At 57.2% G+C, this 15,126-nt stretch carries 11 protein-coding genes, 1 tRNA gene and 1 pseudogene; 3 read left to right on the forward strand and 10 right to left on the reverse strand.

Annotated features, from left to right (window positions below):
- Positions 1-58 precede the first annotated feature (58 nt).
- The 8 genes and pseudogenes from ACROHD_RS15945 to ACROHD_RS15980 all read right to left on the reverse strand — a co-directional run bounded on the left by ACROHD_RS15945 (position 59) and on the right by ACROHD_RS15980 (position 10,633).
- Positions 59-319, reverse strand: coding sequence for a hypothetical protein (locus ACROHD_RS15945; RefSeq protein ID WP_432679267.1), 261 nt, complete (start codon positions 317-319; stop codon positions 59-61).
- Positions 320-390: 71 nt separating this feature from the next.
- On the reverse strand, positions 391-1,566 hold the full coding sequence (locus ACROHD_RS15950; RefSeq protein WP_432679269.1) for a nucleotide sugar dehydrogenase: 1,176 nt from the start codon (positions 1,564-1,566) through the stop codon (positions 391-393).
- 390 nt (positions 1,567-1,956) lie between these two features.
- On the reverse strand, positions 1,957-2,937 hold the full coding sequence (locus ACROHD_RS15955) for a glycosyltransferase family 4 protein (RefSeq protein ID WP_432679271.1): 981 nt from the start codon (positions 2,935-2,937) through the stop codon (positions 1,957-1,959).
- Between the two features lie 10 nt (positions 2,938-2,947).
- Positions 2,948-4,786 carry a glycosyltransferase family 2 protein gene (locus ACROHD_RS15960; protein WP_432679273.1) on the reverse strand — a complete coding sequence of 613 codons (1,839 nt, stop codon included), beginning with the start codon at positions 4,784-4,786 and terminating at the stop codon, positions 2,948-2,950.
- On the reverse strand, positions 4,783-6,903 hold the full coding sequence (locus ACROHD_RS15965) for a glycosyltransferase family 2 protein (protein WP_432679274.1): 2,121 nt from the start codon (positions 6,901-6,903) through the stop codon (positions 4,783-4,785). The genes ACROHD_RS15960 and ACROHD_RS15965 overlap by 4 nt, the downstream gene beginning before the upstream one ends.
- Positions 6,904-7,527: 624 nt before the next feature.
- Positions 7,528-8,979 carry a mannose-1-phosphate guanylyltransferase/mannose-6-phosphate isomerase gene (locus ACROHD_RS15970; RefSeq protein WP_432679311.1) on the reverse strand — a complete coding sequence of 484 codons (1,452 nt, stop codon included), beginning with the start codon at positions 8,977-8,979 and terminating at the stop codon, positions 7,528-7,530.
- 311 nt (positions 8,980-9,290) lie between these two features.
- Positions 9,291-10,162: pseudogene (locus ACROHD_RS15975) on the reverse strand (IS5 family transposase); the annotation flags it as partial.
- Positions 10,163-10,546: 384 nt separating this feature from the next.
- Positions 10,547-10,633: transfer RNA gene (locus tag ACROHD_RS15980), tRNA-Leu, on the reverse strand.
- Positions 10,634-10,811: 178 nt separating this feature from the next.
- Between ACROHD_RS15980 and ACROHD_RS15985 the strand changes: the two genes are divergently transcribed.
- Complete coding sequence (locus tag ACROHD_RS15985; RefSeq protein WP_432679275.1) at positions 10,812-11,798, forward strand: complex I NDUFA9 subunit family protein; 987 nt, start codon at positions 10,812-10,814, stop codon at positions 11,796-11,798.
- Here ACROHD_RS15985 and ACROHD_RS15990 read toward each other — a convergent pair.
- Together ACROHD_RS15990 and ACROHD_RS15995 are read right to left on the reverse strand one after the other, a co-directional pair.
- Positions 11,795-12,598, reverse strand: coding sequence for an undecaprenyl-diphosphate phosphatase (locus ACROHD_RS15990; protein WP_432679277.1), 804 nt, complete (start codon positions 12,596-12,598; stop codon positions 11,795-11,797). The two genes, ACROHD_RS15985 and ACROHD_RS15990, sit on opposite strands and share 4 nt — an antisense overlap.
- Positions 12,595-12,750, reverse strand: a complete 156-nt coding sequence (locus ACROHD_RS15995) for a hypothetical protein (protein WP_432679279.1) — start codon at positions 12,748-12,750, stop codon at positions 12,595-12,597. Before ACROHD_RS15995 ends, ACROHD_RS15990 begins: the two co-directional genes overlap by 4 nt.
- A gap of 80 nt (positions 12,751-12,830) precedes the next feature.
- On the opposite strand from ACROHD_RS15995, the gene ACROHD_RS16000 reads away from it, so the two are divergent.
- Both ACROHD_RS16000 and ACROHD_RS16005 read left to right on the forward strand, forming a co-directional pair.
- The gene (locus tag ACROHD_RS16000) at positions 12,831-14,264 is read left to right on the forward strand and encodes an NAD(P)-dependent oxidoreductase (RefSeq protein WP_432679280.1); all 1,434 of its coding nucleotides are present in this window, start codon (positions 12,831-12,833) and stop codon (positions 14,262-14,264) included.
- 126 nt (positions 14,265-14,390) lie between these two features.
- The gene (locus tag ACROHD_RS16005; protein ID WP_432679281.1) at positions 14,391-15,116 is read left to right on the forward strand and encodes a hypothetical protein; all 726 of its coding nucleotides are present in this window, start codon (positions 14,391-14,393) and stop codon (positions 15,114-15,116) included.
- The last annotated feature ends 10 nt before the right edge of the window (positions 15,117-15,126 follow it).

Raw genomic sequence — 15,126 nt, forward strand, 5'->3', positions numbered from 1 at the left:
AAACTCAATCAAGGATGAGCCAGAGCCTCCAAAACAAAACCCGCTCTGATGTCCCAAATTATCTGACGACGGACAATAAAGAAACAATCGGGCGTGTGAGCCAATCCGCTCTTCCCTGAAGAGGCAGGCTTTCCGCAAATTCAATAGCGTCTTCGATGCGATCTAATTTGCGAAGTGCATTGATCTTGACCAGCCCAAGACCAAGATGAGCCGGATGATCCAGCAGGCCCAGTTCGGCGGTCTGAAGTGCGTCGCTAAAGTTTTTTGCCTGCAGAAGAGCATTTGCCCTATCACTGAAGTCTTCCGGTTTAGTGCTCATTGATACCGTGCTCCAAAATTCGACAATGGCGTGGTTTCCTCAATCAGCATCGGCATTCAACATGTCTGTCATTAGTTGGAGCCAAAGAGATCGCGAGAGAAAACCTTGCTTGCGTCGAACTGTAGGTCCTGCGTCAACCGGTTGGCAATGATGAGATCTGCGCGCTCTGCAAAGCTGCTTAGGTCACGGCAGACCTCCGATCCAAAGAACACGTCTTCCTCCATGGCCGGTTCGAAGATGATAACCTCGATCCCCTTTGCCTTGATGCGCTTCATTACGCCTTGGATCGAGCTTTGGCGGAAGTTGGCTGATCCCTGTTTCATGATCAGGCGGTAAATCCCGACACATTTTGGGTCTCGCAGCAAAATCTGCTCTGCTATGAAGTCCTTGCGCGTTCGGTTCGCATTGACGATCGCTTCGATGAGGTTTTGCGGGATGTTGGAGTAGTTGGCCAGCAGCTGTTTGGTGTCCTTGGGCAGGCAGTATCCCCCGTATCCGAAGGACGGGTTGTTGTAGTGCGTGCCGATCCGGGAATCGAGCCCGACACCTTCAATGATCTGACGAGAGTCCAACCCATGGCTAAGGGCGTAGCTGTCCAGCTCGTTGAAATAGGCCACGCGCATGGCAAGATAGGTATTCGCGAAAAGCTTGATGGCTTCTGCTTCCGAAGAATCTGTCAAAAGCACGGGCACGTCTTCCGACAGGGCTCCGTTGCTCAGCAGGCTTGCGAATTCCCGCGCCCGGTCAGACCTTTCCCCAACGATGATCCTGCTTGGATATAGGTTGTCATAAAGGGCGCGGCCTTCGCGTAGAAATTCGGGGCTGAAGATGATCTGTTCGGTGCTGAGTTTTGACCGCAGCGACTTGGTGTAGCCAACCGGAACCGTGGATTTGATGATGATCGTCGCGGTCGAGTTCAGCGCAATTGCCTGCTTGATGACTGCTTCAACCGTCGAGGTATCGAAGAAGTTGGTTGAAGCATCATAGTTTGTCGGAGTGGCCACAATGATGAAATCGGCGTCTGCAAAGGCGATGGCGGGATCTGTTGTGGCGGTCAGATTCAGCTCTTTCTCCGCAAGATAAGTCTCGATCTCCGTATCCGAGATGGGGCTTTTTCTCTCGTTTAGCATCGTGACGCGCTTGGCGTCAATGTCGAGCGCACAAACCTCATGATCCTGTGCCAGAAGCACCGCGTTTGACAGGCCGACATAGCCAATACCGACAATAGCGATTTTCTTATCAGACATACAAAGTGCCTTCCTTACATAGCCTAGAGGACCGTGTTTGACCTTGTGTGTGCGGCAGCAGTGTCTATGCATCGCGGGCGTTTTGAAAGAGAGTCTGCCTGCATTGCGGCGCAAGGACTTCGCCGTTTTTGATAACCCATCAGACCTGCAGATTGGATCGAACCCGACCAGGCAGAGTGTCCAGTATGAATGGAAAAGATCATCATGGTCACAAAGGGTTCTTCAAAGAATTCTACACGTCCGGCTCCCCGTGCCCGCCTATCCCATCAGTGCCTTCTGTGCAATTCACAACGCGACAGGGTGGCTGCATCATGCCTACTTATCCAGCTTCGTGTTGTGCGTTTTTTGCAATGTGCCTATTGGATGGGCAGGTGTCTGTGTTTTGAATCTCTACAACGCTGCATCCGGGCCGCTCGCTCTCAGCTCTCTTGCCCGTTTTCGCGCCGCATTGCTGATGTTGTGCAATCCAATCCGCGCGCAAGAGAAAGCGAGGACAGCCCTTGTCACAGCAGCAAGATCATCCGGTGGAACCGAGAATCCGGTTTTTCCACTGACGATCAGGCTGGCTGGCGTGCCCCGATCATAGCAGATAACAGGTCGCCCGGCGGCCATGGCTTCCAATGCGGTCCGTCCGAAGGATTCCGCGAATTTGGACAGGATCAGAACCACATCTGCCTTTTCCATCGCCGCAACGGGACTGGGCGCATAGCCTGCCTTTTCGACATTTGCAGGGAGCTGCCCAAGCGCCTGAAGATCCGCACTGTCGGGGCCAATCAGAACGAATTTGCAGCGTGTGTTGTGAGGAATCCGGGCGTGTTCTTCTTCCTGGGCTACCAGCTTTGCGATTTCGATGAAGTCGCCAATGCCCTTCTTGGCAATGTTGCTGCTGACAAGCGCTATGCGCAAACTGGCCAGAGGCGAAAATTCGAGCCCGGATAGATCATCGTCGATCTCGTTCAAGCGCAATGTCACCCGGTCCGGAACGTCTAGCCAATCAGCAACTGCCGGAGAGTTGGCGATGAACCGATCCGCCTGTGCAAGAATCCTTCGGCGCAGGCCACGGGCGCTGTCCCCCAGAATCCGGCACAGCATGGGGTCTTGCGCGGGCAGTTCACGGACATGAACGACGGAGGGGCATCCCTCTGATCTTGCTGCGATCAAGGGCGCATCCAGAACCAAGGTGTTCACATGCACCTCTGCGGGTTGATAGCGGCGGATCATATTGCGAACGGCCCCTATCGTTTCCTTCGACACGTCGCGAAAGCGATGCCGCCAAAGTTGCGGCAAGATCTCGACGGCGGCGGATTTGGATCGAAATTCCTCCAGATACTCATTGTTTGCGGCTGAGGGCAGAACAGTGACGGGCGTCATTGCTACGCCATCAGTGCCGTTGTTCAGCCGATCCAGTGCGTTCAGCCCCTAAGATCTGCCGTTCCGCGGCATGGGCAAACACAAGGGCAACCGGGCGGCCCGTATCCGAAAGCGCCCCGTCAAAGCGAAACGGAAGATCTTCGGGGTCGGTGTCGGCGCGTTCCCAATCCAGCAGAGGAACCGCCTCTGCATTTAACGATTTCAGCTTTCGCCAGGCAGAGTCTGAAAACAGCGGCCCGGGATCCCGGTTCTCGCTACCTCCCGCCTTTAGATAGTGCTGAATGGGGTCTACATCGGCCGCCAGCACGTCCCTATTTCGAGTCAGATACCACAAGCCATCAAAACGCGAAGAGTTGTTGATGCTGTTGTAGTCACTGCTCTTGGTTGTCGTCTCTAATGGTCCAAGTGCATCGGGCGCCGGGAACGATCTTTGCTCCGGGAACTGCGGCATGTGCAAGGCGGCCGCTCGTGCAGATTTGTCATCTGGGTGGTCTATCTTGGACAGACATGTCTGATGCCAGTGAAGCGCAGCGTCCAGATAGGATCGTCTTGGCCCTCGAAACTGGGTCGAAAGATGTGTGGCGGAGGACATCGTAAGTGACTGAGGCGAATTGCGGCCGAAGGATAGCGGTACGCCCGGCATCTGTTCGTGCACAGCATCCGACCCATAGACCGAGATCAGACGGTGATAGTATTCTGTATCCGCATTCACCCTTACCCGGTCCCAGTATCCGAGCGTCTCTCGCACCTCCATGCGCATCATCAAGGACGACACATTGCGATAGATCCAACCTTGATCCATCCGCCAAAGTGTCATCGAAAGATCAGACCCAGCCCGAACCCAGTGGGAGGTACATGCAATAAGCTTTGAATTGGAAAGAAGCGCATTGACCTGCTGTTCGATCTTCTGTGGATGCGACCAGTCATCGGCATCATGGACGGTAAAGAACGACCCCTGCGCAACAGAAAGACCGGCATTGCGGGCAGCATAGGCACCGCTGTTCTGCGGTTGCCGGATAACGCGTATCCGAGCGTCCGCCCGCGCCGCGTCTTCAGCAACATCTGCGGTTCGATCTGTGCTTGCATCGTCAACAACGATGATCTCGAGATTCATCCAGGACTGGTCGATTAGACCGCGCAAACAGGTTGAGATCGTGGATTCAGAGTTAAACGCAGGAACGATGACGCTAACCAGTGGCCCTTTGTCTTTCGCAGAGGCAGTGCGAGAGGCCGTCAGCCTATCGAAGCGTGCATCAGTACCCGCGGACAACTCAACTGGAACCAGCTGCGATCCTTGATATGCGCGCTTCAAACAGGCGTTGAAGGCTGTGTCGGATGAACCCGCGGCCACTTCAAGATCAAGCTCTGACAGGGCAAAATCGGGATGAAAGCCAAACCGGGCTTCGGCCCTGCTTAGAATATCCTTTGCGACTGTGATCTGGCCGCAGGCTGCTGCGGCCTTGATGCCCAATAGCCAAGGCCCTTTGTGCGATACGATCGCGGTCCCGAGCGTCTCTCTCTCAAAGAACGCAAGGATGCCCGCCAGGGCCGTTTTCCAACGCGCTTTGCTTGCCGCATGACGTGCGATGATCCATCCAGCGACGGCTTTTTCTCGTGCAGTGCCATTTTTTAGAAGAAGCCGGAGCTCTACGGTGGCTTCCTTCTCGAAGCCTCGCCAAAGAAGTTGGTCAAGTTCCAGGGCGCGAACCGGTCCACCCAACCGGCCTTCTTTGTAACCATATGTCTTGTAGTGATCCCAGGGATCGACCCCGGCATCGCGCACATCGCCATAGGTGCTCAGGTACCATTGCGGGTCGAACTCGTCCTTTGAAAAAGCGGCGCTGCTCATCTGACGAGTTCCCAGGGTTTGGTATTTTCAAGCAATCGGCGGGATAACGAGGTGGCGCCAGCCTTGGACAGCCCCGACCGGACCCCGTGATTCAGCGCAAACCACTCAGCTGATCCATCAGTCAGGCGACGAAGGTTCACTTCGCAGGTTGCCGGGCTATACCTGACGAAATGGCGTCCTGTTCCGGGTAAGATGCTGACCGGCGGGCTAAACGCCAGGACGCGCGAAGTCGTTGCCTCGATCTTTGGCAGCGGGCCAGGAAGTTCAATCAAACTCTCCGGGTCCGGCACGATCAGCAAAGGGGTGGAGGCGGCTTCACCAGGGCAGATCTGAACGACGGATTCGCCATTCAGAACGTCCCGAATAGGGTTGCAGAGCCTAAAGGGCAGGTCGGAATAATCGGGCGCCAAGGGCCGCGCAAGTGGAAGCAGACCCACAGGACCATCAGCAGCGGCAATCAGTCGAATACAGAATTCCGTCACTTGGTCAGAGCGCCGAAAATCGGCCGCCAGGATCAACGATAGCGCATATGGTTCCGCTGATCTGCCTTGCATGAGTCGAGGCGCAGGAAAGGGCCTTTGCCCGGGTTGATAGCGTAAATCCGATGCATGGGCACGTCGATGATGGTTTTCCTGTGTATCCAGATAGGCGAGCCGCGCACCGGTGACATAGCCGTCGATCGCAAGGGGACCGGTGCGCACGGCTGATCCTTCCCTATCTCGGAGCATGGCGAGAGGCCCCGTTTTCAAGGATTTCACGGAGTCAGCGCCGAATACCCTACGTATCCTGCGAATAAGTTCATTGTCTGCCGCAACCCTCACCTCGTCCCAGCATCCAAAGGCATTAATCACCGGCTCGCGTCTGAAAAGAAGCGAAGCAGTGTTTTCCGTCAGGAAATGTGCTTCTGGACTGATCCTGGTCACGGAAAGGTCAGAGTGAATCCGCACATGCTCAGATGTGCAGGCGATGGCATCTTGAGACACCTTCATGAAGTCCATTTGCTTTGCGATACGCTCCGGATGGCACCAATCATCCGCATCGTGAAGCGTCACGAACTCTCCCCTTGCGATTGCCAAGCCAGCGTTTCGGGCCCCATACGCTCCGATATTTTGGGGCAACTGCAAAAGCTTGACGCGTGGGTCCGTCAAGGATGCATGTTCAACTAGTTCAGCTGTGCGATCCGAGCTGGCGTCATCAATCACCAGAATTTCCAGACTTCGCCAGCTTTGTTCCGCCATCGCCCGAATGGCTGTCTGAATCGAGTCCTCGGCCTGAAAGGCTGCAATCAAAACGGATACAAGCGGGCCCTCGACGTTTTCAGGCGCTGTCAGCGGGCCAAGTCGATCATAAGTGGTGTTGGCCGGTTCCGAGCCCAGTGTCAGAGGTGACAATTCATCAACGGCGAGGGCACGGTTGATCATGTCGAGACGAGCATCTGGTGTCGGCTCGAACGCCGCAAGGGCCAGCCAGGTATCTGCCGATATCAGCCTATTTGCGTTCCAGTCCTCCAGGCTTTCATCGGAAGGCTTGGCCTTGCCCAAGATCGCGTCCGCGATCAGCATTACCGTCAGTAACCGGCTTTGAAGCGTGGGGTCAGTCGCGTCTTTTATGGCTGCTTGGGCCCAATCGCCCGCGTTCCTCGCGCAGTCTTGCTGCCCGGTCTGCCGCCATTGTCTAAGGTACCAAAGAGCAACATCGCGCCCGGCGAACCCTGCCGGGTTACCTGAATGGTCCGTGGCAAAGTCTTGCAGCTTCTGCAATGCGGACTGCTGGCCAAAGACGTTCAACCGGGAACGCAGAATATCGCTGACCACTCGGTCAGCATCGCTGAGCGGAATCGGTTCCCGCCCCTCGGCAGCGCCATGAAACAGAAAGTGCGACAGGCCATCCATATGGCTTTCAGAAACATCGGCATAGCGCGCAAGATACGCCCGGGTGTCAAAACCTGGACCGGGATCCCGGCCCAATGGCCAACCAACAGAAAGAAAATGTTCCCAAGGGTCCTTACCGCAAAGTCCAGAAAACCCGTGTCTAGCCGTGTACCAGGCAGCATCAAACAGCCCCGAGTCTGCTAGCAAGCGCGACGGTGCCTTGGTGCTTTCTTGATCGCGGGGCATCAGACTCAGTCTCCCGTGACGAGGCCTTGGTGCCGACCCTCCGAGCTACCGTGAAGAACGTAGTGGGCGAGAGCCGGCCAACCGCCTGCTGCGACATCCGGATTGGCGTGATAATATGCACTCGTATCGAATTCCGGTCCCGGATTGTTCCCCGAAAACGCTCCTTCCTTCAGATAGTGCGCGATTGCTTTCTTTGGCCCCCCGCATTCCGGGTAGTGTTCGAAATACCAGTCACTGTCAAAGAGCGGGCTTGCAGATAGGGCCGCTGAATGCTTGCGCCGTGCAAGGCGATGGCGTAACCGCCGGACGCGCATCAGGAACCAGCGCTGTACGGTCCCGTGCAACTCGGATTCGACAACGCCATTTATGGCTTCGGCATCGGATTGGCGCAAAAGAGCTGAAATCTCAGCTTCCCGCTGAGCGAGCTCGGTTCGAAGTTCCAGTATCTCAGCCCGGAGCATCGCTTGAAGTTGTGCGTCAGTCCGGTTTTTTCAGCCTGATCCATGCGCAATACAACTCGGTTCGGTTTCAACTGGTTACTCGGGCGTTCGATCCGATAATAATCGGCCCCCACCTCGCTCTGCTAGCAGAAAAGAGGCGGAGGCCGGGAATGTCACCGACGGACTACCCTTTGGCCCCTTGTCCGCGCGAGTATACATCTTCGTAGCGAATAATGTCGTCCTCACCCAGATAGCTGCCAGTCTGAACTTCGATAAGGACCATGTCCACTTTGCCTGGGTTCTCCATCCGATGGACGGCCCCCAGGGGAATGTAGACAGACTCGTTTTCAGTCACCAGTTTGATCGTGTCATCGATTGTCACCTTTGCGGTGCCCTGCACAACGATCCAGTGCTCGGATCGATGATGGTGGCTTTGCAGGCTGAGACTGGCGCCCGGTTTCACAACGATCCGCTTAACCTGGAATCGATCGCCAAGAACGAGGGTTTCGAAATGCCCCCAGGGGCGATGGTCGATGGGAAGCGACTCCGCTTGGCGGGCTCCCTTTGCAGCCAGGCTTTTGACCGCAAGTTTCACATCTTGGGTGCGGCTTGAATCTGCCACCAGAACGGCGTCTGGCATGGCGATGGCAACGATCCCGTCCAGACCCAGCCCGACAAGTTCCAGATCCGGGTGTTCAGAGCGCAGCAGAGAGTTCTTGCAGTCAATTGTTGTGACCTGACCCGATGTTGCAACCCCATCAACGTCCAGGCCGCTTTGTTCGCGAACGGTGCTCCAGCTGCCCAGATCGCTCCAGCTGCCATGGAAGGGTACGGCGCTCAGATTGTCAGCTTTCTCCATGACCGCGTAGTCGATGGAGATATCCTGCACAGACTCCCAGGGCTCTTCAGCGAGGCGGAAGAAACCCAAATCAGGCTTGCCCTGTTCTACGGCCTCTTTGACTGGCACAACTACGCTTTCTGGCGCGTGCTGTTCGAAAGCGGCGATTATGTCTTGGGCCGTGAACAGGAAGATGCCCGCATTCCAAAGATAACTGCCGTCAGCGACCATCCGCTTGGCATCTTCCAGATCCGGTTTTTCGACAAAGCTTTCCAGCTTGCAGGCACCGTTATCAGCACTCTTTTCAAGCAGTTTCAGATAGCCATAGCCCGTTTCCGCTCGGTCGGGGGTGATCCCGAATGTCACAAGCTCACCGCTCAATGCGGCCTCGGCGGCCTTTGCCAGAGCCTCTGAAAAGGCAGTGGAATCGGGTAGGATGTGATCGGAAGGGGCCACCAATAAAAGTGCATCCGGGGAAGTCTTTGCAATGTGCAAGGCTGCGGCCAGAACCGCAGGGGCCGTGTTGCGCCCTTCGGGTTCAATCAGAATTGCACCGGGATCAACGCCCAGATCCTGAAGCTGCTCGGTTACAACGAACCGGAAGTCAGAGCCGGTCAAAATCGTCGGTGCAGCAAATTTCACGGCTCCCTGTGTGCCGGTCATTCTGGTCGCGCATTGCTGATAGAGAGAGTGTTCACCGATCAGTTTGACGAACTGTTTTGGGTAGCTCTTACGCGAAAGCGGCCAAAGCCGCGTCCCGGAGCCGCCACATAGAATGAGGGGAAAAATCTCAAACATCGTCTGCATCAAAGAAAGTCCTACTGAGTAGAGAATGAAGCCTTGCTGTCGTGAATAGCACGATCGAGCGTCGGTAAACCATAAGTGCCCTATGTTGAGAAGGGTCAAATTCGCATTCTGTCTCGCTGTCATTAGACCGGCGAAAGTATGCGCAAATGTGGAAATCAATGCCCAAATTCCCGACTGGGTAAGACCGTGTGGGCTGCGCTAAGAACATTCAGAGTTCGCAGAAGACGCTGGTTGCGCCAGAAAATCCGATTGCCTCATCCAACTGAGGAGGGAACAGAATAAGCTGTGCGCGGATAAGGTCAGATGAGGGATTGGCCGAGTAACTTGATGCAGTTCATCTTTGCCTCGACACGGCTCCGACGGTGGTATCCGCTCCAACGTCGCCACAACGTCTTTCCCAGATACTGGGACGCACGTACCGCCTCGTTTCGGGCGATGGCGCCGGTGCTTGTGGGCTTCCAGGGCTTGGCGTTTTTACGGGGTGGGATGACGGCATGTGCGCCACGTGCGGCAATCGCGTCATGGCATTTGCGCGTGTCGTAAGCTCCGTCGGCGGTAACGCTACCAATCTCCTGACCAGGCGGGATCTGGTCCAACAGTTCTGGCAGCATGGGCGCGTCACCAATGTTGCTGCCGGTGATCTCGACGGCCCGGACCTCCAGTGTTTCCTCATCGATCCCGATATGTATCTTGCGCCAGATGCGCCGCTTGGGGCCGCCGTGCTTGCGCGCGTTCCACTCGCCTTCGCCCTCGGCTTTGATGCCGGTGCTGTCCACTGCCCTGCAGGGCATCACGCAGTGATGTCCCGAGAGGGGATCAGCAGGTTCAGCGGGCCCATGCCGCAACGGTATGGGATGGCCACGTTCAACGTCCGCTGGCGGCGGCACAAGGTGCTGAAGTCCGGCACCCGCCAGTCCAGCCCGACCAGGTGCAAAAGGCTTTCGACGAACCCGGTTGTCTGTCGCAACGGCATGCCGAACAGCACCTTCATCGTCAAACACGTCTGGATCGCAGCGTCGTTGAAACTCGGCTGTCGCCCGCGCTTCCCCGTCGGCGCCGGTCTCCACACCATGTCGGGATCAAACCAGATCGTCAGCGATCCGCGTTGCCGGAGTGCTTCATTGTAAGCCGACCAGTTCGTGGTCTTGTACTTCGTAGGTGCCCAACTGCTCATGGCCTCCAGCTATCATGCTGGATTCACGCCGTGAATCCTTCACTCGATTTGTGCAACAAGGCCGTTCCGAGCAGAACATCTCTCTGGACAACATCTACAAGATTTCTGCCGCGCTGGGCACACCAGTATGTAAGTTGCTTTCCAATCCTCTTGAATAGGATCTGACAAGCGTGATCAGCCTCATGTGAAATTCCGAGCGCAATTGGCTAGCCGAGAGCGCATCTCAATGAATGCAGTCTTCGACGAAGGTCAACAGACGAGCTTGCGCACCGGGTGCGCATGAGTACCACGCCAACAAGTGTGAGATAGGGTGGACACAGGGGTGGATAGACACTTCACAATTCGTGCCAAGTATTTGAGAAAAATAAATTTTTCATGAAAACTTGGTGCCCAGGAGAGGACTCGAACCTCCACGACCTTGCGGTCACTGGCACCTGAAGCCAGCGCGTCTACCAATTCCGCCACCTGGGCAGGTGTCGTGACGGGGCAGATATCGCCACTGTCAGGGACTGTCAACGGGCCTTGATGCAAAAAGTGCATTCTTCTGTGGCGGGCGGTTCTGCCGCCCCGAGCCGGGACGAATTGCGCCTTGTCCTGCAAGGTTTGCGCGCGTATCACGGGCGCTAACTCGAGACCGGAGGGACAAGGCATGTCGAAACTCGTGACCATTTTTGGCGGGTCTGGATTCGTGGGTCGCTACATCGCGCGGCGCATGGCCAAGGAAGGCTGGCGCGTGCGCGTCGCCGTACGCCGCCCGAACGAAGCGATCTTCGTGCGTCCCTACGGTGCCGTAGGCCAGGTAGAGCCGATCCTCGCCAATATCCGCGACGATGCGTCGGTTGCCGCCGCGATTGCCGGGGCTGATGCGGTGGTGAACTGCGTCGGAGTCTTGACCGAGCGGGGCAAGAACAAGTTTGGCGCGGTTCAGACCGAAGGCGCGGCGCGCATCGCGCGATTGGCTGCCGAGGCTGGCGTTGATCAGCTGGTGCATCTGTCTGCCATTGGTGCCGATGCCGAATCCGACAGCGACTATGCCCGCAGCAAGGCCGAAGGTGAGGCCGCCGTTCAGGCGCATTTCCCCGGTGCCGTGATCTTGCGCCCCTCGGTCATTTTCGGAACCGAGGACGAATTCTTCAACCGTTTCGCCAAGATGACCAAGTTTGGCCCGGTACTGCCGCTTGTCGGCGGTAATTCGCGCTTCCAACCGGTCTATGTCGACGACGTGGCAAAGGCGGCGGTTGCCGGTGTGCTGGGTCAGGCAGAGGCAGGCATCTACGAACTGGGAGGCCCTGACGTCGAAACACTGCATGACCTCATGGTCAAGATGCTCGGCGTGATCCGCCGCCGCCGCCTTATCCTGAACCTGCCCTTCTGGGTTGGATCTGTCATGGCCTTCGGCTTTGGCGCCATGCAGGCGCTGACTGTGGGTCTGATTCACAACGGTGTTCTGACCCGTGACCAGGTGCGCCAGCTGCGCCGTGACAATGTGGTTGCTGAAGGGGCCAGGGGATTCGCCGATCTGGGGATCGAGCCCACGGATATGGACGCGGTTCTGGCTGAATACCTTTGGGTCTATCGCCCCGGCGGTCAGTATTCCGCTTTGCAGGACAGCGCCCGCAATCTTCGCAACACCTAAGTGTAGGCGATAATCAGCAAGATCACGCCAAGAATCACCCTGTAGATCACATATGGGGTGAAGCTGACGCTGCGCAGCAGTCGCATCATTAAGGCAAGCGCCGCCAGTGCTGCGACGAAGGCCATGGCGGCCGCAATCGCACCGTTCCTAGCGGCTTCCGCATCTGCCGATGCAATAACTTCGGCACCAAGCAACACGCCCGAAGCAAGGATCGTCGGGATCGACATCAGCATCGACAGACGTGCTGCATCATGGCGTTCATAACCCAGATACCTGGCTGCCGTGATGGTGATACCCGACCGCGAGGTGCCAGGAATGAGGGCAATCGCCTGCCAAAGGCCCATGATAATGGCGTGGCGCAGGCTCCAGTCCTTCGCTTCAAGCTGCTTTGTCCCCTTCTGGTCCGCCCAGTAGAGCACCAGTCCAAAGCCCAGCATCGTCCAGCCGATCACGGTCATGGAGCGCAGCGAGTCGTCCAGCCCGGTGAGTTTTAGTGCCAGCCCAAACAGAATGACGGGGATTGTCGCAATGATCAGGCCCAGCGCCAGCCGGGCCTCGACCGTGTCGCGCCGTGCTGTGGCCAGATGGCCAAGGCCAATCACCGCGGCTCGAACATCGCGCCAGAAATAGAGAACCACCGCGCCCAGTGTCCCGACGTGAACGGCCACGTCAATCACCTGCCCCTGATCTGTCATCCCGGTAAGCTCTGGCAGAAGAATCAGGTGTCCGGAGGAGGAGATCGGCAGAAATTCAGTCAGGCCTTGAATCACCGCGACGATAAATAAATGAAAGAGTGTCACAGTTGCTGCCTGTGGGTGTCGTCATAATATTCTGTGTAAGATTTTGAATAAAAACAATAAATACAAATAATAGTCAGCATTGCTGCCATATTTTGCCACTCCCTTCCTGCAATGAAGGCGCTGGGCACGCTATTTTCAGAATAATAGGTCATCATTGCTGTCTTTTCATGTCCCGAGAGCGGCGTTATAGGGGCGTTCCTAGCTGATCCCAAAGGAACCGGAAAGGCACGCCATGGCTGTTGAGAAGATGCTGAAGTTTGTCACCGTGGGCAAGTCCATGCCTGAAAAGCGCTCTGCAGACGCGCGGGCGCAGGATTTCAATGAAATCTATGGTGAATACGCTGCGGCCAAAGCCGAGGAACAGGCGAGCCGCTGTTCCCAGTGCGGCGTGCCCTATTGCCAGTCGCATTGCCCGCTGCACAACAACATCCCCGACTGGCTGCGCCTGACCGCGACGGGCCGGTTGCAGGAAGCCTACGAGATCAGCCAGGCGACCAACACCTTCCCGGAAATCTGCGGCCGAATTTGCCCGCAAGACCGACTGTGCGAAGGCAATTGCGTGATCGAGCAATCAGGCCACGGCACCGTGACCATTGGCTCGGTCGAGAAGTACATCACCGATACCGCGTGGGAACAGGGTTGGGTCAAACCGATCAGCCCGTCGCAGGAACGTCCCGAAAGCGTGGGCATCATCGGCGCGGGCCCCGGTGGCCTTGCTGCCGCCGACATGCTGCGCCGCGCTGGGCTACAGGTCACGGTCTATGACCGCTATGACCGCGCAGGTGGGCTTCTGACCTACGGCATTCCCGGCTTCAAGCTTGAAAAAGACGTGGTCATGCGCCGCAACCAGCAACTGGAAGCGGGCGGGATCACTTTCGTGATGAACTGCACAGTGGGACAGGACATCAGCTTTGCCGAGATCCGCGAAAAGCACGATTTCGTAGTTATCGCCACCGGCGTCTACAAGACACGTGAATTGCAGGGTCCGGGCTCGGGGGCCGCTGGCATCGTGCGGGCCATTGACTACCTGACCGCCTCGAACCGTCTGTCCTTTGGCGATAGCGTGCCGGAATTCGAATCCGGCGAGCTGAACGCCGAGGGCAAGAAGGTTGTCGTCATCGGTGGTGGCGATACCGCGATGGACTGTGTGCGCACCGCGATCCGTCAAGGCGCGGAAAGCGTGAAGTGCCTCTACCGTCGTGACCGCGCCAATATGCCCGGCTCTCAGCGTGAGGTTCAGAATGCCGAAGAGGAAGGCGTTGAATTCGTCTGGCTGACTGCGCCCAAGGGCTTTGCAGGTGATCCTGTGACCGGCGTCATGGTGCAGCAGATGCGCCTTGGTCAGCCCGATGCATCCGGTCGCCGCAGCCCTGAGGTTGTCGAAGGTGCCGATTATTCGGAAGAGGCCGATCTTGTCGTGAAAGCCCTGGGTTTTGAACCCGAGGATCTGCCCGCGCTGTGGAACACTCCGGAACTGGAGGTGACCCGCTGGGGCACCGTCAAGGCCGATTTCCAGACGCATGAAACCAACCTGCCGGGTGTCTATGCGGTGGGCGACATTCAGCGCGGCGCGAGCCTTGTTGTCTGGGCCATTCGCGATGGTCGCGAGGCGGCAGAAGACATCCTTTCCAAGCTGGCGGCACGTGCGGGGGTAGCAGCGGAATAAGCCAGATTTTCGGGGTGACATGCGTGCACCCCTGCGCACCGCCCGTACACCACGCGTGCAGACAGGGTAAGGTATTTGACGACAACTCGGTTTGGGACCGATCGGATTTAGGGAAGGACTGCTGATATGGTATGCTTGATCAATCGTTACCTCCTCACCACCGCGTTTACCGTTTCGGTCGCGGCGGGAGCCCTCGTTCTGACCCCCACTCCGGTTCAGGCGCAACAGGGCCCGACGGTGACTCCTCCGCCTGGATGCACTGCCTTTCTGACGACGCAATCGCGCGGCTGCGTGGTGTCGCACAACTGGACCTGCGAGGGCGATCCTGAAGGCACGCATTGGCGGCTGTCGATGGATGAGGACGGGCCGTTCTACCTGTCGTTCACCGATGCCGAATTCCGCTGGCTTCTGTCCTATGAATTGCGCAGCGGCGCGCAGAACACGCTGATCCAGCCCGAGGATGATCCGGCGTCGATCACTGACCTATTCGCGACCGGTACCGATTCCATGTCGTTCTCGACGATCCACGAGGCCGGCAGCGGCCAGCGCATTCAGCGCGACTACACCGGCTTTGACCGGCTGACTGGGGAATTGGTGGAAATTGACGGGCGCATCCTGAACCGCACTGAATTTTCCTATGAGTACGACTTGGGCGAGGGCCCCCGTCGCGTCGAGGGCAACCAGTTCGTCAGCGAAGACTGGCGGATGTTCTTTGGTGGTGTCGAGGTGACGACCCTGCCCAATGGCGAGTCCCGGGAAAGTGACAATTCCCCCATGGATTTCGCAGAGCCGGGCGAGCCGGGCTTTTTGAGCGCGACGCCGCTCTATGACTGCGGGGACATGATGTCATGATCACCCTCGC

Source organism: Nioella aestuarii (assembly GCF_050896395.1).
Classification (GTDB): Bacteria; Pseudomonadota; Alphaproteobacteria; order Rhodobacterales; family Rhodobacteraceae; genus Nioella; species Nioella aestuarii.